The organism is Halomonas sp. (genome assembly GCF_029263665.1).
Taxonomy (GTDB): Bacteria; Pseudomonadota; Gammaproteobacteria; order Pseudomonadales; family Halomonadaceae; genus Halomonas.
This window is the reverse complement of sequence record NZ_JAJUFQ010000008.1, coordinates 137,397-159,819: the sequence shown is the minus strand read 5'-3', so window position 1 is coordinate 159,819 and position 22,423 is coordinate 137,397. Positions and strand designations below refer to the sequence as shown.

The following is a 22,423-nucleotide window of genomic DNA, read 5'->3' as shown; positions in this document are numbered from 1 at the left end:
GGTCGGCGATTTTCTTACCCAGTTTATTCTTGCAGCTTACTCTTTCAACGCAGCCAGAACGTCCTCAGGGCGGATCGGCAGGTGGCGTATGCGTACTCCGATCGCATTGAAAATGGCATTGCCGATAGCCGGTGCGGGGGCAGTGACGGGAGGCTCACCAAGACCTGTCGGTACAGTTCCACTGTCGATGAACTCGACGTTCAACTCGGGAAGATCAGCCATGCGCAGCGGGCTATAGGCGTCAAGGTTGAGATCCCTTACCTGGGCATTGACGATTTCCGTTCCTTCGTGAAGAGCCATGGACAGGCCCCATAGAGCACCACCCTGAGCCTGCGCCAGCGCCCCATCGGGATGGATGAGCGATCCGGCATCTATCGCCATATCGAGGCGCTGGCAGGTCACCTTGCCCGTTGCCCGATCAACATGGACCTGGGCAACGCAGGCACACCAGGTCGGCGCATCGCGTTCCTGTCCGTGGGTGCAGGCAATGCCGATCCCGGTGTCCGGCGGAAGCGTGTTGCCATAACCCGACATTTCCGCAGCCCTGCGCAGAACGGCTGCTTGCCGCAAAGCCCCTCCCGTTGAGACGGGATCCTCGCCCTTGTTTCTACCTTCTGCCTTAAGTCTCTCGAGTCTGAATTCGAGTGGGTCTCGGCCAAGCTTGCGGGCAAGCTCATCAACGAAGCTTTCGAGCCCCCAGTTAACCCAACCAGCCGCAACTGATCGGAGCCAACCGGGAACAACGGTTTCATTGGCAAGGGTATTCGACAGTGCCCGCAGCTTTTGCGGTCCAAGCGAATACCAGTGCTCTGCACCGTGGATAGCGAAGGGGTCGAACTTGACCTTGTTGAGCCCCTCTATAAGATCGCCGGGTGACATCACTTCCGTCGGCCATCCGGCGCTTGCATGGTGCTCCATACCAACCACATCACCCTTCTGGAGTGCAGCCTTGAAGCGCTGAACAGAGGGCGAGCGAGGGGTTGAGAAGCGGCTATCCTCAGCCCGCTCAGCCAAAAGTTTGACCGGGCGCCCTCCAAGAGCCTTTGATGCAAGAATGGCGGGAATGGCGTAGTCACCAAACAGTCGCCGCCCATACCCACCGCCCAGATAATAAGTACGCATCGTTACCTGACCAGACTCAACGCCTGCGGCTGATTCAAGATGTGGAAGAATCAGCGACTGCCACTGATTTCCGGTCAGAACCTCCCAATGGCCATCATCGTCGCGCCATGCAGTGGCATTGAGCGGCTCAAGCGTAAACTGAATGACGGTAGAAGTCGTATACTCGGCCTGCAGGTTTTCACTGGCTTTTGCAAAAGCGTCAGCAAGACCATCATCATCGCGCAGCAATGAGCCTCCGCTGCTGTCGTCGATCTGCTTGCGCCCGAAGTCGAGAATATCCTTGTCGGAAACAGTGCTATTGCGCCCGGTAGACCATGACACCTCGACAAGGCGCGCTGCCTTCATCGCCGCCGGATAGGTATCGGCAAGCACGACAACCCAACCTTCAACAAAGCCGGTGGGGTCGTCCAGGGCAATGGTCTGCTGATAGCCCAGTATCGATTTGGCAGCCGTGTCGTTAATCGTCTCGACAACGCTGCCATAGCGCGTCGGTGGGATGATCGGACGGGCATAAACCATTCCTTCGGTTCTGGCATCAATGCCGTACTTGGCCGTGCCATCGACTTTCGCGGGAATGTCGAGCGCCCTTCCAGGTGATCCGATGAGGCGTCGTTCATTGATCGGCTTCAGCGGCATACCGGCAATTTCGTCCGGAGAGAATACCCGGTTGACCGCGCCCTGCGACACAAGCTCTGCGTAAGTTATCGAACCTCCGGGCCCGCTGATGCGCCCATTGCGAACCGTATAGGCCGAAGCTTCGCCGCCAAGAAGTTGTGCAGCAGCATCAATCATGGCAATGCGCCCAGCGGCACCAGCCTGACTGAGCGGCTTGAATTCTCCGAAGACCGAATAGCTTCCGCCGGTCGACATCAAGCCCCATTTCGCGTCAGTGTCGACAGCATGGATCCTGACCATGTCCCAGGATACTTCCAGCTCGTCGGCAACCATCCTGGCCAGCGCAGTACCGATATGCTGTCCCATCTCGGCATACTTGATGTTGACCGTCACGGCCCCATCAGCAGCGATGGAATACCACAGGGTCGGCGTGTATCCGTCTCGGGAAGTGCCGATTGCCGCCTCGGCAACTCCAGTGCCGAGACCAACACCGCCAAACCCGAACAACAGACCAGCCGCCCCGGTGCCAATGATGAAGCTGCGGCGCGACAATGGAATCAGATTGCAATCAGGAACACTCTTAGCCACGTCTGGAGCGAAACGATTGCGGTAATATGCGGCTATCCGCCCGAATCCGCTCATGCCTCTTTACTCCGATTGATTTCACTGGCCGCAAGTTTTATTGCGTCCCTGATCCGGTAATAGGCCATGCATCGACAAAGGTTCCCGTTCATCGCATGGGCAATATCGTTATCCGTAGGGTCAGGAAAATCTACGAGTAGCGCTGCCGCCTGCATGATTTGCCCAGATTGGCAGTAGCCACATTGTGGTGCCTGCACATTGATCCAGGCTTTCTGGAGCGGATGCTGCCCACTCGCACCAAGCCCTTCGATGGTGGTGACAATAGCCCCCTCGACCATCTCCAACGTCGTGATACAGGAGCGTACGGCGCGTCCATCGACATGAACGGTACAGGCGCCGCAAAAACCTATCCCACACCCGAACTTTGTTCCCGTATGATTGAATTCATCCCGGATTGCCCAAAGCAAAGGAGTATCTGGAGGTAGTTTGCTTTCGACTTTCTGGCCATTGAGCATGAAACCAATCATTGCGCGGCCTCCGCTTGTCTGTGTTGTTTCTCTGTGTTCTCGGTGCGTAGTGCTTTGGTCGTGCCAGCAAGATCAGCCCACGCAGGAGATATAGCCCCGATCGGTGTTGCGTAGGTTTCATGCAGATAGGCAGCGATGGCTGCAATATCTTCGTCCGTCAGCGAACTGGCATAGCCGGGCATGAAAATATCCGGATGACCGTGCGGCTTATTGACACCATTGAGGATCGCTTGAATAAGCGTCGATGGATTGGGCCCGGTAACAGCAGTATTCAACGCCAGCTCCGGGCGCAGTATATTCGGGGCCTTGTCTGGCTCGTTATAGTGGCACGCAATGCAGCCGGCCTCGAAGAGCGTCTTTCCACGGCTCGCGAGTTCCGAGAGCGACGGGGCTCGCGTGGATTGCAACGCTTCGACTATCGTCTGCTCATCTACCTGCTCGGGCGCGTCGGCAAGGTCGGCAAAATACGTCGCGAGCGCCTCGATATCGGCGTCGCTCTGCTGTGCAAGACCATCGGAAATCACCGGCGCCATTGGACCAGCAGCCACGCCATGCAACGGTGACGCACCTGTACGAAGGTATGAATAAAGCTCGTCTTTCGACCAGGGAAGTGGCGAGCCTGTATCGCCGTTGAGCGCAGGCGCATACCAGCCTTCAACCAGCGCTCCAGTATATCTGTCTCCCCCTTGCTTCTCGGCTCCCAGCAGGTTGCGCGGTGAATGGCAGGCAGAACAGTGGCCCAGGCCCTCAGCCAGATAGGCCCCACGATTCCACTGCTTTGATTTTGAGGGATCAACGGTCAAGGGAGCTGGGTCGAAAAACAGCAGTTTCCAGCCAGCTTGAAAGAAGCGGTAATTGAACGGAAAGATGATGCCATTTTCAGGCGGGTCCATCGCGACCGGTTCTTGCGTCATCAGGTAAGCGTAGATGGCATCAATATCAGACTCGGTCACGTTCTTGTAGGCTGTGTAGGGAAACCCGGGATACAGGTGTGCTCCATCGCGTCGTACGCCTTCGCGCATCGCACGCCGAAATGCTTCCTTCGACCAACGACCGATTCCGTACTGCGGATCCGGGGTAATATTTGTTGTGTATAACACCCCAAAAGGGGTCGGCAGTCCGAGGCCACCGGAGAACCGAGGACGCCCCGGGGCAGAGTGGCATGTTTCGCAATCTCCGGCAGCAGCCAGAATACGGCCCTTTTCCACCAGCTCAGGCGCAAAGCTATCGGCAGACGGCCGATCAACCGGATCGATCGGAGACTCATAGGCATAGGCGAGAAAGCCAAGAACCCCCAACACCACCGTGGCACTGCCGGCTAATAGAGCCCTACGCCATTTCATCGGAACACCACTTTCCAAAGATGATTGTAGCCAACATGAATTCTGCCTCCACTATAAAACACTAGGCAATGGACGTCTTATCGATCAGCATCAAACAATACCGTTTTATCATCTGGAATTATGACAGCAACAATCTAAAGATAGATCTGAAAACCTTGACTCAAAATTCCTACAAAAAGCACACTTACTAACCTAATGGCGATAAATTTTATCTCATCAGGTAGAGAATTTTCACTTAACTTATTGACATATATTTCGACATGCTCCTCCTTAATTTTTTAGTCAAGACATTCTGACAATACATTGTACATAGCAGAACAAATATAAGGCGCGCCGACCAACAACCAAAATGCCTATAATAGAACCACCCTATAAAATTTCCAAAAGTAAAATCAACGATTCCTAGAAAAGCCAGAACGAGCAAAACCAAGGGGAAATTCACGATAAATCAGCTTATTGCCAAAGTCTCTATAACCAAACCCATTCTTTTGCAAGATTCTTGTTTCTTTATATTACCTTTATGAACTACCAAGATTTCAGAACCTACCAAGATTTCAGAGAAACCGTCATACTGATGATAACGTGGTTTATCAGAAAAGCATTTCATTAACCCAGAATTATAATATAAGTCATATTTTCTGATGAAAAGAGCTCTAAAAAATTATCGAAACCGTACAGATGAATAGATTTTATAATGAAATACATTTCTCTATTGAACTATATTATTCATGCCGAGCATGAAAGGGGCCTTCATAATGGTCAATGATTCATCAATACGATATTTCGAGAGCTTCGCCCCCTAGCTCTTTATACGCGCCTTTTCTTGAGAGCGACGGTGGCGGACCGAATCACATCGCAATGCCTTCTCCTTCCACACCCAGCTTAATGCCGGAGTTGCTGCGTGAGGCCATCATCATTCGCTTCATGTAAGGAATTCACAATCTGACTCGACTTTCCATCGGGGCCTTTTCACATCGACGGCGATAGACGCTTTAAAGCAGTGCAGTCACTCCGCCTTAAGCGTCCATTCATTACTTCTGCAAATGGTACAAGCAATACATGGCCTCCTTCTGCGACAAGACATCACTGAGCTCATGAGAGCTCGCTATGCACAACAAGGAGCCTTAATGAGCCAAAACTTTCCTCGTCCTCTGGACTACCGCATTCTCGGCATAAGCGAATTGGCTCCTGTCATGGCCAAGGTGGCGAATGTAGCGGCCATCCTTGGTGGCCATGCCGACCACTGGCAAACCGATGAAATCAGTGATGGCAACATGAATGCCGTCTACCGTCTGAGCGGCCCGAATGGCTCCGTCATCATCAAGCAGGCATTACCCTATATTCGCGTCATCGGTGAAGACTGGCCATTTCCTGTCTCCCGTATCGACTACGAAGCCCAGGCTCTGGGCTGGTACAACCGGCTGACGCCGCACCAATCACCTCAGATGTTGCATCATGACCATCAACTCGGCGTGATGGTCATGGAAGATCTCAGGCATCACTGCGTCGCCCGCCTGGCATTCATCCGGGGCCAGCAGTTTCCTGACCTGGGCGTGCAGTTAGGTGATTTCCTTGCCCACAGCCTGTTCTTCACCTCTGACTACCACCTTTCTACCCCGCAGAAGAAATCTCTGGCCGCGACCTTTTGCGGCAACGCCGTACTGTGTGAGACCACTGAAGATGTCATCTTCACCAGTCCCTATCATCACCACCCCATGAACCGAGTGTCACCCGGCACTGAAAGCATGGCCAGGCAGCTGCGCGCCGATATCCCGTTGAAACTGGCCGTTACTCAGATGAAACAGGTCTTTCGTACACGTTCAGAAGCACTGATACACGGTGACCTTCACACTGGATCCATCATGCTCAAGGGCAGTGACAACCGGGTCATTGATGCTGAGTGGGCGTTTCATGGTCCAATGGGGTTTGATTCAGGCGTCCTGATGGGCAACCTGTTGATGGCTGCCATCAGTCAACCGGGGCATCGCCAATCACTTCGCGAGCAAGAGGACATGAGCCATTGGCTGCTGTCCTGCATTCATCAGCTATGGCAACGTTTCACGCAACGTTTTCGCGCATTGGCCCACACACATGCTGGCGACTTCATCAGCGCAATGCACCTCGATGTGGAAAGCCTCGACATGCTGCTCGACCGACACCTACACACCATCCTTGCCGATAGCCTCGGTTTCGCCGGTGCCGAGATCATTCGTCGCATCATCGGCATAGCGCATGTAGAGGACTTCGAGCATATCGCCAACCCATCGCTACGCGCGGATCTCGAACAGCAAGCCCTTCAAATCGCCCGTCAATGGCTATTGAAGCGTCATGAATATCACACCCTCGGCGATGCCCTGCTCTGTGCCGAACGGCTCCTTTGCTGCCCCTCATCCAGGCCAGAATAAAACAGACTGGCAATGGAAAGACACTGGTGGCATCTTCGCCACCAGTGTCTTGCTCTACACATGTTTCAACTTCAATCTTGCTGCACAGTCACTGCAGGTAGTGACTCCTGTATATTCCTGGCTTGCCATAACCTTGGCAGGAAAAAACCGATGCAACACACTAGCAGTCCCCAAGCATTCGCCCCCAGCAACAATGCATATTTTCCATCACCAATGGCCATCCAATCGGGCAACATTCCAAAAGCATGCATTAAGCCAAAGGCCATACCCGGCCAGAAGGCCAGATGGAAGCTCGATGCCCCAGAAGAGTAGCGAGCAAGGATAAATACCGGCGCCAGTCCCATGACCATGGTCCCGGAAATGGTCGTTGCCTTGAGAATATCCGTGCCTGCCAACATTGGCAGGTTACCCAGTACCGCAAACACCACCATGACAATGGCGCCATTACGCCACTGCTGGGTACTGGGCAGACGCTCAGCCAAGGCCGGAATATCACGGGCCAATGATGCCGACAGCGAAGCAAAGGTGGAATCCAAGGTCGAGCCTGCCGCAGCGATCATCAGCATCGACATCAACAGCAAAGTGCCGCTTCCCAGCAACGCTGCTACAGCAGCAGGTGCATTACCATTGATCTCAATACCCTCTACGTATGCCTGAACGCCCACCAGGCTGAACAGGGCTATCGCCAGGAACCCGGCCACTCCTGCGATGATAAAGGCCCTCAGCATATCGCGCTCTCGGTTAAGGAAGCCTCTATCCGTCAGTACGGGATCATGGAAGGGATAACTGAACACCTGCAGCATCGCTACCAGCAGGAGGTCAACGCCTCCCGCCAGCGTCCACTCACCCGCATGCAACAGGGACGTTTCATTGGTGCTTGTCCGAGGCAATACCCAGAACATGACCAATCCAAGCAGAACGACAAACAGTGCGCTCTGGATAGCATCTGTGAACAGAGAACCCCGCATGCCTCCCTTGAGACTGTAAACCAGGGTAAAGCCGGTGAAGGCCAACGCTGCGGCAATGAAACCTGTCGAGCCAGGCGCACCAAAATAACCGCCTACCACTGCGGTATTACTCCATATCTCGTTATATAGCCGCACCAGGATCGCCAGCGAGAAGGCCAATGCAGCAGCACGGCCATAGCGTTGCATCAGAAATGCCACAAGCCCGGTAGCGGCGAAACGGCGACGAAGATAAAGGATGACCACGCCAGCAACCGGAATCGATAACCACCAGGTCGCATAGGCCAGCCCTCCCACCAGTCCGTAGGAGGCACCGAGGTTAGCGGCATTGGTAATCGATTTGGCAAAGATCCAGGAGATGAATACTGACAATGTCAGCATCGGCATGGATACCGCTCGCCCATTCACCACCCCATTGAAGAAGCCTTCTGCGTTCGAGGCTCGTGGGGTCAGCCACACCAGTAGTACGCCATAGACACATAGAAACCCCCAGAAGGCCATGAGGAATGTCGTACTCATGCCAGCGCGCCTCCACAGCTTGAACCTTGCCCTGCCGTACAGCCATAGCAGTGACTTGCAACCTGAATTGGCTGATGGGAAAAATCGTGTTCCAGCAGATCCCGCAGGTGCAGGGTTCGCTGCTTGCCACCCAGAGGCATATCAAGCATTTGATTGAAATCACAGTCGTAGGTATAGCCGCGATAATCCACTGACAAGGTATCTCGGCACATCACGCGCTCAAGGTTGGCATCACAATGGCTATCCTTGAGTAGTGTCATGTAATCGTTGAGCTCTCCTCTAGAGATCAACTGGCTACCAAAGCGTGCAATCGGCATATTGGTGATGGTGAACAAGCCGTCGAACCGGATGCCAAACTGATCCGCCAGTTCTTGCTTGTAGGCTTGCTCCAGCTGTTGTTGTGGTGGTGGCAGGCTAGGGCCGCCAGGATTGAACACCAGGTGCAACTTCGGTGCACCTGGCTCGCCACTCCCATAACCCGCTGCATTGAGCCTACGCAGACCTTCGATGCTGGCATTGAACACTCCCTTGCCGCGTTGAGCGTCAACATTGTCCTCGGTATAACAAGGTAGGGATGCCACGACTTCGACCCGATGTGCAGCGAGAAATGCCACCAGATCTTCGTGGCCCGGCTCCACCAGAATGGTCAAGTTGCTGCGATCAATGACATGCACACCGCGTTTGTGCGCGGCTTTCACCAGAGGGCGGAACGCCGGCATCATTTCCGGGGCACCTCCCGTCAGATCGAGCGTCTTGATGTCATGCCGCTCGATGAATTTCAGCACCAGCGCCTGCGTATCTTCATCCATCATCTCGGTGCGGCGCGGGCTGGCAGCAACATGGCAGTGCGTGCAGGACAGGTTGCATAGATAACCGATATTCACCTGCAGTGTGCGCAGTGTGCGACGTCTGATCGGCGGAAAACCGCCGGCGATAAGATATTCTCTGGTATCAAGCATGAATCACCTGTGTTCTGACATCATGCATTTAAGCTTTTGCCACGTTTCACGGTCAGCAACGTGTCGTGGTCACGCATCACATACAGCGTCCAGCACGCCGCCAGCATGGGAAACGCAGCAAAGAACAACAGGTTGCCGAATGGATCTGTCACCATCGAAGGGATTGTCACCAACGTTGTGATCCCATGTAGCATCAGCACCAGACCATAGCTGATGCGTTTGAAGCTTCCGCTGACAAATGCCACCACCAGGATCAACTCAAGAATCCCCAATGCATGGATTGCGATGCTTCCTACGCCCTCAATGCCAAAGAAAGCGTCAAAGACACGGCTGCCATGGGCAGGGTCGAGAAACTTGTCCAGCGTCCAGGCGAACAACACGACAAACACACCTAGACGTAATGACAATAAACTGGTCTTTAGTCCTGCCATTGCATGAGCTCCATTGCCTGTTTCCATATTCGCCCACCACATCGAACCTACACATGACCGCCATGGGTACGAACGCATGGAAGAGCTTCCACGTGGCAGTCACACAAACCAACCGCCGCGTAGACATGTCGATATAGGATCACGAACCTTACACTTGGCAGGAAAGTGTAAGGTGCACGCCTTTTACCCTGCCCATTCCAGCGTCATACTCGACATTGGTCCAAGGGCCCTTCTTTCACACCCTCCTTTCCTTGCTGAAACGGCAGGGCTCTGCCAGTATTCAAACAAGTGTTTAATTCTTCCTGACTGGAGAGCCTCATGCTCAGCCTGCTCTTGCTGTTGCTCACCCTTGTGGGTCTGATCCTTGTCGCTCGGCGCGAAGCCGGTGCTCTTACTGCCCTGGCAGTGCCCGGAATCTTCGGGCTGATTGGTCTGATAAGCGGGGCAAGCCTGGCCGCCGTCGTACTGCTGGCCTGCGCTGCGATCATTGCTGTCTGCGGCCTCCCCACCTTGCGCAACAAGTGGCTGACAGCCCGCCTGTTCGCCATGTTCAAGAAAGTGGCCCCGAAGGTCTCCGAAACCGAGCGCACGGCCCTCGAAGCTGGCAGCGTCGCCTGGGACGGAGAACTGTTCTCCGGCAAGCCGGACTGGCAACGCTTGCTGTCATTTCATGATGATGGCCTGAGCGAAGAAGAACGCGCCTTTATCGACCATCAGTGCAGCGTGGCCGCCGGTATGTGTAATTCCTGGGACATTGCCAAGGAACGTGCTGACCTGCCCGAGGAATTGTGGAACTACATCAAGAAGGAACGTTTCTTCGGCATGATCATTCCGAAGGAATACGGCGGGCTGGGCTTCTCCGCCAAGGCACAGTCTGCCGTGCTGCAGAAACTTGCCGTCAATGAGACATTGATGGTCACCGTTGGTGTTCCCAATTCGCTTGGCCCCGGAGAACTGCTGCTCAAGTACGGCACTCAGGAACAGAAAGACTACTACCTGCCTCGTCTGGCAGATGGCCGTGAAATCCCCTGCTTCGGCCTGACAGGACCACGCGCCGGCTCCGATGCCACCTCCCTGCCGGATGTCGGCATCGTGTGCAAGAAGGTCATCGATGGAGAAGAAGTGCTGGGCCTTTCCCTGACCTTCAACAAGCGCTGGATCACTCTCGCGCCCATTGCCACCGTAGTCGGCCTGGCCTTCCGCATGTTCGACCCGGATCACCTGTTGGGTGACGAAGAGGACCTTGGCATCACCTGCGCCCTGGTGCCACGCGATACCGAGGGTATGGAGATCGGCCGTCGTCACCACCCCATCGGCAGCCCATTCATGAACGGCCCAATTCGCGGCCAGGATGTGTTCGTCCCGCTGGATACCATCATCGGCGGCCCAAAGATGGCTGGCGAAGGATGGCGCATGCTGGTCGAATGCCTGTCCGTGGGACGTTGCATCACCCTACCCTCCGGCGCCACGGGCACTAGCCGTTATGCCATCGGCTGGGCGGGAGGCTTCGCCCGCATTCGTCGTCAGTTCAACGTTCCCGTCGCGGAAATGGAAGGTGTTCAAGAGCCTCTGGCACGCATGGCAGCCAAGGGCTATATCGCCAATGCCGTGGTCTACCAGACCGCCAACACCATCGACCATGGGGAAGCACCTTCTGTACCTTCCGCCATTCTCAAGAGCCACCTGACCGAATTTCAGCGTGAAGTGCTGGCCGATGCCATGGACATCCATGGCGGCAAGGCGGTTACCCTTGGTCCGCGCAACTATATCGGTGTCGGCTACAGCGCCAACCCGGTGGCCATCACCGTGGAAGGCGCCAATATCATGACCCGCAACCTGATGATCTTCGGCCAGGGAGCCATTCGCTGCCATCCTTATGTGCTCGAAGAACTGGCCGCCAAGGATACCGACGACCAGGCCCGCTTCGACAAAGCCTTCTTCGCGCATGCCGGGTTGATTTTCGGCAATGCAGCCCGGGCTTTCAGCATGGGCCTGACACAAGGACTGGGTATCGGCCAGCCCGCGACGCCCTTCGACCAGGTTGCCACCCCCTTCGCTCAGGATGTGGCGCGTCTATCCGCCGGCTTCGGGCTATGCGCCGATGCCGCCATGGCCAGCCTCGGTTCTGCTCTCAAGCAACGCGAGATGCTCTCCGCGCGTCTCGGTGACATCCTGGCCAACCTCTATCTCACCAGCATGGTGATCAAGCACTGGCATGAAGGCGACAAGGTCGAAGGAGAGAAAGCGCTGTTCCAGTACGCCTGCATCTTCTTGCTCTATCGTGCTGAACAAGCCTTCGTTGAAGTGTTCGATAACCTGCCCAACCGAGCATTGGGGCGCGTCCTGAAGCTCGTCGTGATGCCGCGTGGTCGGCGCTGGTCGAAGCCCCATGACGACCTTGCGCGCAACATTGCCGCTCAGGTCTCACGTCATACCCCGCTACGCAGCAAACTGCTGGCAGGCAGCTGGGATCAGCAGGATGGTACCGAGGACAATCCTCTGGCTCACTACAACGCGCTGCTCGCCACCCAGGACCGTGCCGAGGCCCTGTACCGCACCATCAACAAGGCTTATGCCAAGGGCGAGTTACCCGCCCAGGCACTGCATCCTGAACAGCGTCTTGAAGCCGCTCTTGAGGCAGGCGTGATCAACCAGGAGGATGCACAGTTCATGAGAGAGCGTGAGGCAGAAGTGCTGGAAATGCTCAGCGTGGATGACTTCGCCTTCGATGCCTTTGTCAGCGACAAGGAAAAGCTCGTGCGTCACGCCGACGCCGCGTGACATTCACGCTGTCAAGACAGTCACCTACCTGCAAAGGCATACGCCCGGCTTATCAGCCGGGCGTATTGCATTTCTGGCCAGCGACTCTCGCCCTGCCTCTTTGGCACTGCACGCATGCTCAACCAAGTTTGCGCAAGGCCGATTTCAAGCGCATGACTGCGGGCCCGGCTTGCTCCGGCGTGATGCCCGAATATGAAAGCCGCATTTGATTAGCTCCCTCGTAGCGGGCTTCAGCAGGATAGAACTCCGCACCGGGGACAAATGCTACTCCTTCTTCAAGGGCCAGTTGCAGCAAGGTGGAAGCCTCCACATCTTGCTCAAGCGTGCCCCACAGGAACATACCGCCTTCGGGACGTGTGAAGCTGATGCTGCCCGCAAGCTCTGAGTTCAGTGCATCCGCCAGTGCATGCATGCGTTGCCGGTAACCCTGTACTGCCTTGTCTAGATTCGCTTCCAATCGCCCCGACGCCAGATAGTGGGAGACAATGTTTTGCGACATGGTGCTGGTATGCAGATCCTTGGACTGCTTCATGATCACCATATCCCTGAGCAGGCTTGGCTCTGCCGTCACCCAGCCAACACGCAATCCAGGAGAGATGAACTTCGAAAAGGACGCCACATGTATGCAGTTATGGCTACCCATCGAGCGCGCAAGCTGATGAATGCTGGGGAGCTCCTGTCCTGAAAAGCGCAATTTCCCATAAGGGTTATCTTCGATGATATAAAAACCATACTTTTCAGACAGTTCAATAAGGGCTCTACGCCGCTCCAGTGCCATGACCCGCCCAGTTGGATTGGCAAAGTCCGGCACGACATACACCGCACCGACCTTCGAAGATTGAGCCAGGTCCTCGACTTCATCAAGCGCTATTCCATCCTCGTCGCCACCAGCACTTGCCATCTCGATGCCTGCAATATCCAGGATCTGCAAGGCGGCAAGGTAGGTCGGGCGCTCAACAATGACTTTCTCTCCAGGCGCAACAGCCACATGGAACGCCAGCTCAAGTCCTTGTTGAGATCCCGTCGTTATCAGCACGTCATGGATGTCCACCCCTTGGTCATAGGAGAGAAACCGATCACTTATCATTTGCCTGAGCGAAGGTTCTCCTTCTGTCAGGCTGTACTGATAACGAGACTTCGCTGGCGAATCGGACAACCAGGTCCGGCAGGCTGCATCCAATCCCTCGATATCCATCAAATCGCTATTCGGCATGCCGCCCGCCAGCGATATCATGCCCTCCTTTCTGGCCACTTCCAGAAGGTCCCTGACGGGTGATGATGTGAAACGAGACGGCCTAGCAGTGTTGCGCATGACTTTTCCTCATCGTCCTACTCCCTTCGCTATCACCATACTCTTGTCTACTGCCATGCCCTTTGTCATCGAATTCATGCGACATACAGGAGTTGGTCTCGACACTGCATAGAAACTGGCACCTATAACGGCCAGACCCATAAAATCATCGGAATGGACACTGCCAGCACCAGCAGCTCCAGTGGCAACCCCATGCGCCAGTAATCACCAAAGCGATAGCCACCCGGCCCCATGACCAGCGTGTTGGACTGATGTCCAATCGGCGTCAGGAAGGCGCAGGAGGCGCTGATGGCCACCACCATCAGGAAGGGGTCCATGGACACGTCAAAACCGCTGGCCAGACTGACAGCTATAGGCGCCATCAGCACGGCTGCGGCCGCATTGTTGATCACATCCGAAAGCATCATGGTAATCCCGAACAATGCCACCAACGTGACCACTGGTGGCCATTGGCTACCCAGTGTCAGCATCCACTCGGCCACCATGGCCGCCCCGCCACTGCTCTCCAGAGCTTGCCCCACGGGCAGCATGGCGGCAAGCAGCACGATGATCGGCCCATCAATGGCCTTGTAGGCATCACGCAATGGCAATACCCCGATCAACAGAGAGACCACCGCGGCCGCGGACAATGCAACCGCCGATGACATGAAGTCGAGCAGCATGGCCACGATGGCAAGGGCGAAAATACCAATGGACATCAGCAACAATCGAGGTTGCCCAATTGTCAGGTCGCGGCTGGCCAGCGGCAGGCAGTCCAGCGCAGAGAGACTCTCGGCAATGTCGCCTTCGTCTCCTTGCAACAGCAGGACATCTCCTGGCTGGAAGCGAATGTCACGCAGGCGTTGCTTGAGACGTACCCCGTCACGGGCCACCGCCACCAGATGCAGCCCATGTTGATTGTGCAGGCGTAACTGACCGACCGTCCGGTTGACCATCACCGAGTCATTGCGAATCACCGCTTCAATCAGTTGCAGCCCCTCGGTATCAACCTTGTTCTTGTCTTGCTTGTTCTTGTCTTGCTTGCTGGCCTGCTTATCGTCATTGCCATTGTCAGCCTTTGTTGCTGATTTTCCCTTATCCGCGCTGTCCACCGCACCGGCCTCTTCTTCATCACGGCGCCCCAGCTTCAGGCCGGCCTTGTCCGCCAGAAGCTTCATCTCGTCGGGGCCGACTTCCATCAGCAGGATATCGCCTTCCTGCAAGGCCCCCATGAAGGCATGTCCTGGCCGCCGCTTGTCATCACGGATGACACCCAGGATCGGCATCGGCTCCTCAAGTGCCTGTCGGAGTTCGCGCAATGACCAGCCATTGGCCTTGGAATCTTCGTCCACACGCAATTCCACCAGATATTCCGAAGTCTCGAACATGGCCTCCGTGCTCGCCTTGCTGGCTCTTTGGGGCACCAGGCGCCAGCCCAGCAGAATGATGAAGGCCAGGCCTGCAATGCCTACGACAGCCCCCACCGGGAAAAAGGAGAACATACCGAAAGCTTCTCCCGTCTGAGTGGCGCGGAAGCTGGCGATGATGATATTGGGTGGTGTGCCGATCAGGGTCATCAACCCTCCCAGCAGTGATGCAAAGGCCAACGGCATCAACAATATCGACGGCGAGATGTTGTGCTCCCTGGCCATGCGCAGCGCAACCGGCAGCAGCAGTGCCAGTGCTCCGACATTGTTCATCACTGCCGACAACACCATCACCACACCGGTCAGAACCAGCAACTGCAGTGTCAATTGACTACCGACCTTCAAGGCCTGTTCGGCGATCACATCCACCAGCCCTGAACGCTCGAACCCTTTGCTCAGCACCAGTACAGCCGCCACCGTGATGACCGCAGGATGGCCAAACCCCATGAAGGCGTCATCGGCAGGAACCAGCCCAAGCACTACCGATACCAGCAGCGCACTGACCGCCACCAGGTCATAACGAAAACGTCCCCAGACGAACGCTGCCAGCGTCAATCCGAGGACGATGAAGATTTGCGTACTATCTGATAACCCCGCCATGCCACCCGATAACCCCGTCATGTTGCACCTCCCTGTGTCGTCACTTCAGCATAGTTGCTGAATGATTCAGGAAGATCTCTCACATACCGCACTTAGCGAAAAAACGGCAGAAAAGCAGCAACAAGACAGTAGGCAATGCCCGCACAAAAGGACGGCAAGAAGGCTGGCAGGGAAATGAAAACGCTGTTCCGATCACGATGCCGATTCGGAAAACGGCAAAGGCGCTTCCCCGCGCCGCACTTCGAATACATTGAGTGTCATCGCGACCAGAGCGTAATACCCCAGCACGCCGACCAGTTCGACAACAGCCACCTCACCCAAGGCATCCACGGCGTCACGATACAACGCATCACTGACTCGGCGAGTGTCGTACAGCTCACGCGCTACCCGATAGACCAGGGACTCGTCCGCAGCACTGAAATCAGGCGTCTCCCCGCTTCTCAACGACTCGATGATAGTCGCGGATACGCCAGCCTCACGGGCGATAGGCTCATGTATCTGCCATTCCGCCTGGGAGCGCCACCACGATGCCGTCGCCAGAATGGCCAATTCTGTCAGCCGCAATGGCAACTGCGTGTGATAACGGCAGAAGGCCCCAAGACGCTGCGCATGGTCAGCCAGTTCCGGACTATGGATCCAGGCAAGAAAGGGGCCATCGAGGTTGCCCCGGGGGCCACTGAGAATATCCTTTAGCACCGCGCGCTGGGCGTCACTCATCTGTTCATCGCCGAGGGAAGTGAGGCGGGACTGAATCTCCATGAAAGCTCCTTGGTGGATATCTCAACAGGACAGCACTTGATCGATGGCCGTCCCCAGCTTGTCGACGACTTCATCGAGGTGTTGCTGTTCGAGGATGAACGGCGGCGCCAGCAGGATATGGTCGCCCTGGCGGCCATCCACCGTACCGCCGGCGGGATAGCACATCAGGCCAGCCTGCATGGCTGCAGCCTTGATACGCCCGTTGATACCACGCCCAGCATCGAAAGGCGCCTTGGTCTCACGATTCTCGACTAGTTCCAGCCCCCAGAAGAGTCCCCGACCCCGGATGTCATCGACATATGGATGCTCGGCAAAACGATCTCTCAGGCGTTGCTCCAGCCCTTCTCCCAATTGCCTGACACGTGCCAGCAGATTGCGCTCTTCAATCACCTGCTGGACGGCAAGGGCCGCCGCACAGGCCGTCGCATGGCCGATATAAGTGTGGCCATGCTGGAAAAAGCCCGAACCCGCAGCAATGGCATCACGAATCTTGCCGCTGACCAAAGTAGCACCAATCGGTTGATACCCCGCCCCCAGGCCCTTGGCCACGGTCGTCAGATCGGGTGCGATGCCTTCCTGTTCAGCCGCAAACAAGGTCCCCGTGCGGCCCATGCCACACATCACTTCATCGAGAATCAGCAAAATGCCATAGCGATCGCAGATCTCTCGTATCCGACGAAAATATCCCGGTACCGCCGGTACAGCGCCAAGCGTCGCCCCAACCACCGGTTCCGCAACGAACGCCATGACGCTATCGGGTCCCAGGCGCTGAATCTGGGCATCGAGTTCTGCCGCCAGACGCTCCCCATAAGCCTCCGCGGTTTCCGTAGATTCCTGCCCCCGGTAGGCATAGCAAGGGCTGACGTGTGTCATTTCCATCAACAACGGCTCAAACGGACGGCGTCGCCAGGCATTACCCCCCGTGGCCAAGGCGCCCAGCGTGTTGCCATGGTAACTCTGGCGCCGGGCGATAACGTGGCGTCGCTGTGGCTGGCCAATCTCGAGAAAGTATTGGCGCGCCATTTTCAGCGCCGCTTCTACGGCTTCGGACCCTCCTGACACGAAATACACCGATTCGATACCTTCTGGCGCCCGCTCGACCAGGAAGTCTGCCAGTTGCTCCATCGGTTGCGATGTAAAGAAGGAACTGTGCGCATAGGCCATGTTCGCCACTTGGTCAGCAATGGCATTGCGGACATCAGAATCGCTGTGTCCCAGGCAGGACACCGCCGCGCCACCACAGGCATCCAGATAACGGCGCCCGTCGGCATCAATCAGGTAAGGCCCATCACCGGCTACAGCAGTGGGGTATTGGTGATGCAGGTGACGATGGAAAACATGGCTCATGTGAGGCTCCCGGTATTCGGATCAGCAAAAAGCATCCATGCACGTCAAAAGACATTTTATGCAAATTTACAATGCATTTTTAAATACAGCAATTGATATTTGCACGAAAGATCGTCACATAGCTGGCAAAATACGCTAACCTCTTGAATGTCGGCCCGTACTTCACAGGAACCTCGATGACTGACGCCCCTGCCACGCTGGATGCCTTGCAAACCCGTCTCGAAGATATCCGTGCCGGACACAGTGAGATGCGTCTCGGCAAGCGCTCACAACGGGTGCTCGCCACCCTGCTCGATACCCCCCAGCAAAGTGCCGTATCGTCCATCAGCGACCTGGCTCAACGCCTCAGCGTCAATGCATCCACCCTGACCCGACTCGCCCAACGCTTGGGCTATGGTGGCTTTTCCGAGCTACAGGAAGTGTTTCGTCGCGAACTGACCGATGGTGGCCGACATTTCTACAGTGACCTGGCAGCAAAGCTGGCCACTGACCGTCAACAAGGAGGAGGTCTCGAGCGCCTGGCACGCATGGGACGCCAGGAAAGCGCCAACTTCTCGGGGCTGCTGGCACGTCTGGATGCGGACACCTACCAGCGCTGTGTCGAGAAGCTGGCGACGGCCAAAAGAGTGAGAGTGCATGGCCAACGACAATTCGCATCGCTTGCCAGTTTCCTGGCCTATGGCCTGGGGATGCTGCGTTCGGAAGTGTCAGTCTTGAATCCTGGCAACCATGGCACTGCTGATGCCCTGGCCCAGATGGAGCCCGATGACGTGTTGATTGCCATCAGTTGCTTTCCTTACACCACTAACGTGGTCACCACGGCTCAGGTAGCGGCCCGCCATGGCATCAATGTCATCGCCCTGACCGATGGCGAGCATTCCCCTCTGGCCCAGGTCGCCAGTGAAACCTTCCATGTACCCAACGACAGTCTGTTCTTCTCCAATAGCATGTGTGCCTTCATGCTGCTCGCCCAGGGCCTGCTCAGCGAAGTGGCAGACACCCTGGGCGACAAAGGCCTGGAAGCGCTCAAGCAGCGCGAAAAAATGATTCAGGAACTCGGCGCAGCATTATAGGTCCCGTCAAGGGAGCAGGATCGTGGAACCGGTTGTCTGTCGCCCTGCCACGGCATCCTGCGCCTTGCCTGCTTCAGCCAGAGGGAAGCGCTGGCTGACATCAACCTTGAGCCTGCCACTGGCGAGCATGTCGAAAAGCTCCTCGGCCATTGCCTCGAAGCGCTCTCGAGTATCGGCATAACCCGCCAGGCTGGGCCGCGTGGCAAACAACGAACCCTTCTGGTTGAGAATTCCCAGGTTCACGCCTTCCACCGGGCCCGAAGCATTGCCGAAGCTGACCATCAGACCACGTTTCTTGAGGCAGTCCAGAGAAGTCAGCCAGGTATCCCTGCCGACGGAATCGTAGACGACGTCCACCATATCCCCATCCGTCAGTTCGCGAACCCGTTCCACTACATCTTCGCGGGTATAATCGATGGTCGCCCAGGCCCCGTTACGCATGGCGATCTCGGCCTTTTCCTCTGAACTGACGGTACCGATCAACTTGACACCCAGTGCCTTCGCCCACTGGCAGGCCAACGACCCCACACCCCCGGCAGCGGCATGGAACAGAATGGTCTCGCCGCCCTTGAGGGGATAGGTCTGGCGCAGCAAGTACTGCACCGTAAGGCCCTTGAGCATACAGCCAGCCGCGGTATCGAAGTCGATACTGTCGGGTAATCGCACCACTTTTTCTGCGGACATCACGTGCTGCTCTGCATAAGCACCTAGAGGTGCCTGGGCATAAGCGACACGATCGCCTACCTTGAGATGTGTGACGCCCTCGCCGATGGCATCGATCACACCGGCACCTTCGGTACCGAGCCCGGAGGGCATCACGGCAGTCGGGTACAACCCGGTTCGGAAATAGATATCGATGAAGTTCAGACCAATCGCCTGATTGGCCACCCGAACCTCACCGGGCCCAGGCTCAGGCACCGCGACCTCGACGAGTTCGAGCACTTCGGAGCCCCCCGTACGGGAGAACTGAATTTGCTTGATCTGGATTTGCTTGACCACGGAGCATTTCCTTAAGCTGCTTATTGACGTTAGGGTTACTCAGTCAAGCGCTGAGTGGGAATGTGGTCAAGCACCAAGTCACCAGAGACTCGCCGCCAGGAGTTGACAACCCAAACTGCATACATAAAACTCAGGAAAGTGTATACATATTGGAGAGAGGATCAGATCCTCACCAATGATGCCACTTACGACAACTCGAATCAGGACGTCATACAGGAGCGACACCATGACTTCTCGCAAAACTGCTCTCAGCCTGCGCTTCGCTCTCGCTGCCGCCGCACTGGCCGCTCTGCCTCTGATGGGCTCTTCCGTCGCCATGGCCGAAGAAGGCGAAGGCGTACCCGAAGAATGTGCCCTGACCATCTCAGGCGATGATCAGATGCAGTTCGACCAGAAAGAGCTCAGCGTCCCCTCTAGCTGCGAAACTGTCAGCCTGACGCTGGAACACACCGGCAGCATGGATGCCTCTGCCATGGGCCATAACTGGGTGCTCGCCCCGACCGACGCCTATGAGGAAATCGCTCAGGCCGGCATGCAGGCAGGCCCGGATGCTGGCTACCTGCCCGAAGATGACCGCATCATTGCCGCCACTGATATCATTGGTGGTGGAGAAAGCACCACTGTCGAATTCTCCACAGCCGACCTGGCCGGCCAGGACCTGACTTTCTTCTGCTCCTTCCCGGGTCACTACGCCATGATGAACGGGACGTTCACTGTCACAGAGTAAACCTGCAGCTTACTAAGCTCGTCTGCTGGAGCCCCATGTCAACGGTCTCCACAACAAAATGCCCTCGCAGGAACTCCTGCGAGGGCATTGTCTTGTTTGCCAGCATCAGCGCAACCTGCGACAGCAGACAAACGTCATCAGACAAACATCATCAGGCAAACTACAGCGTGGTCGGGAATGACTCCAGTCCGCGGATAAAGCGGTTCTTGTAATCCTCAAACAGTGCCTTGTCCTGTTTGAAGTTGGCCACCACCGATTTCTGGTCCACCGTCAGCGCACGCGGCAAGTCCTTGAAGCTGGTAGAAGGGTGCTTGGGCCCCAGTCCAACCTGCAGACCACCCGGCCCCTTGAGCCAACGCTGGATACCGGCAGCAGAAAAGCGGGCCTTGTCAGCATCGCTGACCACATCGACACGAATGGGAGCCCGCATGGCAAGTTCTGCCACCAGGCGTAACGCTGGATTGAGTCCACGCGCCTTGGCTTTGACCACATCTTCAGACACCTGGTCATCGGCATCCGGGTCCAGCGATACCATGTGCACGACACTCATGCTTTTACCGGCTTCATCGCTGACCAGCAGTGCCAGCGCGATAGGTCGAGACTGATCATCCACCAGCGCAAGCAGGCGTGCAGCATCCTGCTTGAACAGCACTCCGATCACGCCAGCGAATGTCGCCAAGGGAGCGATACCCGCCTGATGGCCATAGACTTCGGCACACAATCGAGCCAGGCAAGCCTCACGCTGCTGTGGCTGGTTGATTTTCACGACCTTCATTGAGATTCCCCGGAGAAAAGCGGTTCAAACGAATCGCGGGAGACTAGCACATTATGCTGCCAAGCTCTTCCTTGGGAACACTGCATAAATGCCTACGCGTGCAAATCACTGGGCTATAGCCGCCATCCATGGCGGCTACCCTTCGGGCCATCCGAAGGATGTTCCAATTCGCTCCCGGCGAATGGGGGCGCGGTGCTCACCATCCTCACCTATACCCCATAGGCTCCGGTGGTTGCGCTCCGTGCGCCTTGCGCGACCCACAGGGATGTGGGAAGTGCAATGGTTCGTCGGGAACGAACATAGCCTTCATCCCGCTCGGCTGATTTATTCAGCGTTTCCTTTGTATTCCTATCAGGATACCTTGGCATGCCATACTGGCACCCGCATGATGCTTGCTGATCATATTGGTTATCACCAAGGAGATGCCATGACGCCACCCTCTCCCCACCTGCCTCGACTGATTGCCCACCGGGGACTGTCTGCCCATGCTCCGGAGAATACCCGGGCTGCGGTTCGTGCAGCTCATCGTGCTGGTTTCCACTGGGTCGAGCTGGATGTGCAGCTGCTTGGAGACGGCACGCCGGTCATCTGGCATGACCCAGGCATGAAACGCTGCTCCGATGGGCGTGGAAAACTGCGCAAGATGCATCTGGAACAAGCCAGGGAGTATGACGTGGGCGCCTGGTTTTCCGCGGAATTTCGTGGCGAACGCATGGCCACTCTGGATGAGATGCTAAGCCTGATCTCACGTCTGGACATGGGTCTCAACCTGGAGCTCAAGGTATGTCGCGGGCGAGACCCGATAGCGCTGGCCAAGGCGGTGGTTCCACAGTTCCTGGAAGCCCTTCCTTTCGAGCGCCGCCTGCTGTCCTCGTTCCATTACCATGCTCTGAAGCAAGCGCGTCACATGGCGGATCCGGATGAGCTGGCACTGGGCGTCCTGTCCAAGCAGCTGCCGCAACGGTGGCGCGAGAAGATGGATACGCTCCAGGCATACAGCCTGCATACTGACTGGAAGCAACTGAAGGAAAAGCGAGCACGCGAAGTGAAGGAAGCCGGTATCCCCCTGCTGTGCTATACCGCCAACGACCCGCTAGCGTTCGGACCACGCTGGGACTGGGGCGTGACCAGCGTGATCTCGGACGACCCTCAGCGCTTCATGAATTAGGCTTTCAT

General features: G+C 56.3%; 17 protein-coding genes. 5 read left to right on the top strand and 12 right to left on the bottom strand.

Going from position 1 to position 22,423, the window contains the following annotated elements:
• Positions 1-36: 36 nt before the first annotated feature.
• Genes Q1K07_RS10895 through Q1K07_RS10885 form a run of 3 tightly spaced genes read right to left on the bottom strand, consistent with a single transcriptional unit; the run spans position 37 to position 4,189 of the window.
• The gene (locus tag Q1K07_RS10895) at positions 37-2,379 is read right to left on the bottom strand and encodes a molybdopterin cofactor-binding domain-containing protein (RefSeq protein WP_300310680.1); all 2,343 of its coding nucleotides are present in this window, start codon (positions 2,377-2,379) and stop codon (positions 37-39) included.
• Positions 2,376-2,846 (bottom strand): (2Fe-2S)-binding protein, encoded by a 471-nt coding sequence (locus tag Q1K07_RS10890; protein ID WP_300310678.1) that lies wholly within the window; start codon positions 2,844-2,846, stop codon positions 2,376-2,378. The genes Q1K07_RS10895 and Q1K07_RS10890 overlap by 4 nt, the downstream gene beginning before the upstream one ends.
• Positions 2,843-4,189, bottom strand: a complete 1,347-nt coding sequence (locus tag Q1K07_RS10885) for a cytochrome c (RefSeq protein ID WP_300310676.1) — start codon at positions 4,187-4,189, stop codon at positions 2,843-2,845. Before Q1K07_RS10885 ends, Q1K07_RS10890 begins: the two co-directional genes overlap by 4 nt.
• Before the next feature lie 1,127 nt (positions 4,190-5,316).
• Here Q1K07_RS10885 and mtnK point away from each other — a divergent pair.
• A complete protein-coding gene (gene mtnK / locus Q1K07_RS10880) occupies positions 5,317-6,594 on the top strand; it encodes an S-methyl-5-thioribose kinase (RefSeq protein ID WP_300310674.1) in 1,278 nt (425 codons plus the stop codon).
• Positions 6,595-6,665: 71 nt separating this feature from the next.
• Here mtnK and Q1K07_RS10875 read toward each other — a convergent pair whose 3' ends face one another.
• The 3 genes from Q1K07_RS10875 to Q1K07_RS10865 are packed head-to-tail and all read right to left on the bottom strand — an operon-like array spanning position 6,666 to position 9,495.
• Positions 6,666-8,078: a hypothetical protein gene (locus tag Q1K07_RS10875; RefSeq protein ID WP_300310672.1), complete on the bottom strand. Its 1,413-nt coding sequence runs from the start codon at positions 8,076-8,078 to the stop codon at positions 6,666-6,668.
• Positions 8,075-9,037 (bottom strand): arsenosugar biosynthesis radical SAM (seleno)protein ArsS, encoded by a 963-nt coding sequence (gene arsS, locus Q1K07_RS10870; RefSeq protein WP_300310670.1) that lies wholly within the window; start codon positions 9,035-9,037, stop codon positions 8,075-8,077. The genes Q1K07_RS10875 and arsS overlap by 4 nt, the downstream gene beginning before the upstream one ends.
• Before the next feature lie 20 nt (positions 9,038-9,057).
• Positions 9,058-9,495 (bottom strand): hypothetical protein, encoded by a 438-nt coding sequence (locus Q1K07_RS10865; RefSeq protein WP_300310668.1) that lies wholly within the window; start codon positions 9,493-9,495, stop codon positions 9,058-9,060.
• A 291-nt stretch (positions 9,496-9,786) separates the two neighbouring features.
• On the opposite strand from Q1K07_RS10865, the gene Q1K07_RS10860 reads away from it, so the two are divergent.
• Positions 9,787-12,249: an acyl-CoA dehydrogenase gene (locus Q1K07_RS10860; RefSeq protein WP_300310666.1), complete on the top strand. Its 2,463-nt coding sequence runs from the start codon at positions 9,787-9,789 to the stop codon at positions 12,247-12,249.
• Positions 12,250-12,367: 118 nt separating this feature from the next.
• On the opposite strand, the gene Q1K07_RS10855 is transcribed toward Q1K07_RS10860, so the two are convergent.
• The 4 genes from Q1K07_RS10855 to Q1K07_RS10840 form a co-directional block, all read right to left on the bottom strand.
• Positions 12,368-13,483, bottom strand: coding sequence for a PLP-dependent aminotransferase family protein (locus Q1K07_RS10855; protein ID WP_300310664.1), 1,116 nt, complete (start codon positions 13,481-13,483; stop codon positions 12,368-12,370).
• Between the two features lie 200 nt (positions 13,484-13,683).
• The gene (locus Q1K07_RS10850) at positions 13,684-15,588 is read right to left on the bottom strand and encodes an SLC13 family permease (RefSeq protein WP_300310662.1); all 1,905 of its coding nucleotides are present in this window, start codon (positions 15,586-15,588) and stop codon (positions 13,684-13,686) included.
• Between the two features lie 171 nt (positions 15,589-15,759).
• Positions 15,760-16,326 carry a carboxymuconolactone decarboxylase family protein gene (locus Q1K07_RS10845; RefSeq protein WP_300310659.1) on the bottom strand — a complete coding sequence of 189 codons (567 nt, stop codon included), beginning with the start codon at positions 16,324-16,326 and terminating at the stop codon, positions 15,760-15,762.
• Positions 16,327-16,347: 21 nt separating this feature from the next.
• Entirely contained in the window at positions 16,348-17,673 is a 1,326-nt protein-coding gene (locus Q1K07_RS10840) for an aspartate aminotransferase family protein (protein ID WP_300310657.1), read from the bottom strand.
• Between the two features lie 176 nt (positions 17,674-17,849).
• On the opposite strand from Q1K07_RS10840, the gene Q1K07_RS10835 reads away from it, so the two are divergent.
• Positions 17,850-18,746, top strand: a complete 897-nt coding sequence (locus tag Q1K07_RS10835; RefSeq protein ID WP_300310655.1) for a MurR/RpiR family transcriptional regulator — start codon at positions 17,850-17,852, stop codon at positions 18,744-18,746.
• A gap of 6 nt (positions 18,747-18,752) precedes the next feature.
• Here the strand turns inward: Q1K07_RS10835 and Q1K07_RS10830 are convergent, their stop codons facing one another.
• Complete coding sequence (locus tag Q1K07_RS10830; protein ID WP_300310653.1) at positions 18,753-19,745, bottom strand: NADPH:quinone reductase; 993 nt, start codon at positions 19,743-19,745, stop codon at positions 18,753-18,755.
• 226 nt (positions 19,746-19,971) lie between these two features.
• On the opposite strand from Q1K07_RS10830, the gene azu reads away from it, so the two are divergent.
• The gene (gene azu, locus Q1K07_RS10825) at positions 19,972-20,472 is read left to right on the top strand and encodes an azurin (RefSeq protein ID WP_300310651.1); all 501 of its coding nucleotides are present in this window, start codon (positions 19,972-19,974) and stop codon (positions 20,470-20,472) included.
• 160 nt (positions 20,473-20,632) lie between these two features.
• Here the strand turns inward: azu and Q1K07_RS10820 are convergent, their stop codons facing one another.
• Entirely contained in the window at positions 20,633-21,247 is a 615-nt protein-coding gene (locus tag Q1K07_RS10820; protein ID WP_300310649.1) for a hypothetical protein, read from the bottom strand.
• A gap of 427 nt (positions 21,248-21,674) precedes the next feature.
• Between Q1K07_RS10820 and Q1K07_RS10815 the strand changes: the two genes are divergently transcribed.
• Positions 21,675-22,415 carry a glycerophosphodiester phosphodiesterase family protein gene (locus Q1K07_RS10815; protein ID WP_300310647.1) on the top strand — a complete coding sequence of 247 codons (741 nt, stop codon included), beginning with the start codon at positions 21,675-21,677 and terminating at the stop codon, positions 22,413-22,415.
• Positions 22,416-22,423: the final 8 nt, after the last annotated feature.

What these genes read in the sequence shown, in the direction of transcription:
- Q1K07_RS10875 (WP_300310672.1), bottom strand. Translation starts at nt 8,078, where the DNA reads ATGAGTACGACATTCCTCATGGCCTTCTGGGGGTTTCTATGTGTCTAT.
- Q1K07_RS10815 (WP_300310647.1), top strand. Translation starts at nt 21,675, where the DNA reads ATGACGCCACCCTCTCCCCACCTGCCTCGACTGATTGCCCACCGGGGA.
- Q1K07_RS10895 (WP_300310680.1), bottom strand. Translation starts at nt 2,379, where the DNA reads ATGAGCGGATTCGGGCGGATAGCCGCATATTACCGCAATCGTTTCGCT.
- mtnK (WP_300310674.1), top strand. Translation starts at nt 5,317, where the DNA reads ATGAGCCAAAACTTTCCTCGTCCTCTGGACTACCGCATTCTCGGCATA.
- Q1K07_RS10885 (WP_300310676.1), bottom strand. Translation starts at nt 4,189, where the DNA reads ATGAAATGGCGTAGGGCTCTATTAGCCGGCAGTGCCACGGTGGTGTTG.
- arsS (WP_300310670.1), bottom strand. Translation starts at nt 9,037, where the DNA reads ATGCTTGATACCAGAGAATATCTTATCGCCGGCGGTTTTCCGCCGATC.
- azu (WP_300310651.1), top strand. Translation starts at nt 19,972, where the DNA reads ATGACTTCTCGCAAAACTGCTCTCAGCCTGCGCTTCGCTCTCGCTGCC.
- Q1K07_RS10835 (WP_300310655.1), top strand. Translation starts at nt 17,850, where the DNA reads ATGACTGACGCCCCTGCCACGCTGGATGCCTTGCAAACCCGTCTCGAA.
- Q1K07_RS10855 (WP_300310664.1), bottom strand. Translation starts at nt 13,483, where the DNA reads ATGATATCGCTGGCGGGCGGCATGCCGAATAGCGATTTGATGGATATC.
- Q1K07_RS10890 (WP_300310678.1), bottom strand. Translation starts at nt 2,846, where the DNA reads ATGATTGGTTTCATGCTCAATGGCCAGAAAGTCGAAAGCAAACTACCT.
- Q1K07_RS10820 (WP_300310649.1), bottom strand. Translation starts at nt 21,247, where the DNA reads ATGAAGGTCGTGAAAATCAACCAGCCACAGCAGCGTGAGGCTTGCCTG.
- Q1K07_RS10845 (WP_300310659.1), bottom strand. Translation starts at nt 16,326, where the DNA reads ATGGAGATTCAGTCCCGCCTCACTTCCCTCGGCGATGAACAGATGAGT.
- Q1K07_RS10850 (WP_300310662.1), bottom strand. Translation starts at nt 15,588, where the DNA reads ATGACGGGGTTATCGGGTGGCATGGCGGGGTTATCAGATAGTACGCAA.
- Q1K07_RS10840 (WP_300310657.1), bottom strand. Translation starts at nt 17,673, where the DNA reads ATGAGCCATGTTTTCCATCGTCACCTGCATCACCAATACCCCACTGCT.
- Q1K07_RS10865 (WP_300310668.1), bottom strand. Translation starts at nt 9,495, where the DNA reads ATGGAAACAGGCAATGGAGCTCATGCAATGGCAGGACTAAAGACCAGT.
- Q1K07_RS10860 (WP_300310666.1), top strand. Translation starts at nt 9,787, where the DNA reads ATGCTCAGCCTGCTCTTGCTGTTGCTCACCCTTGTGGGTCTGATCCTT.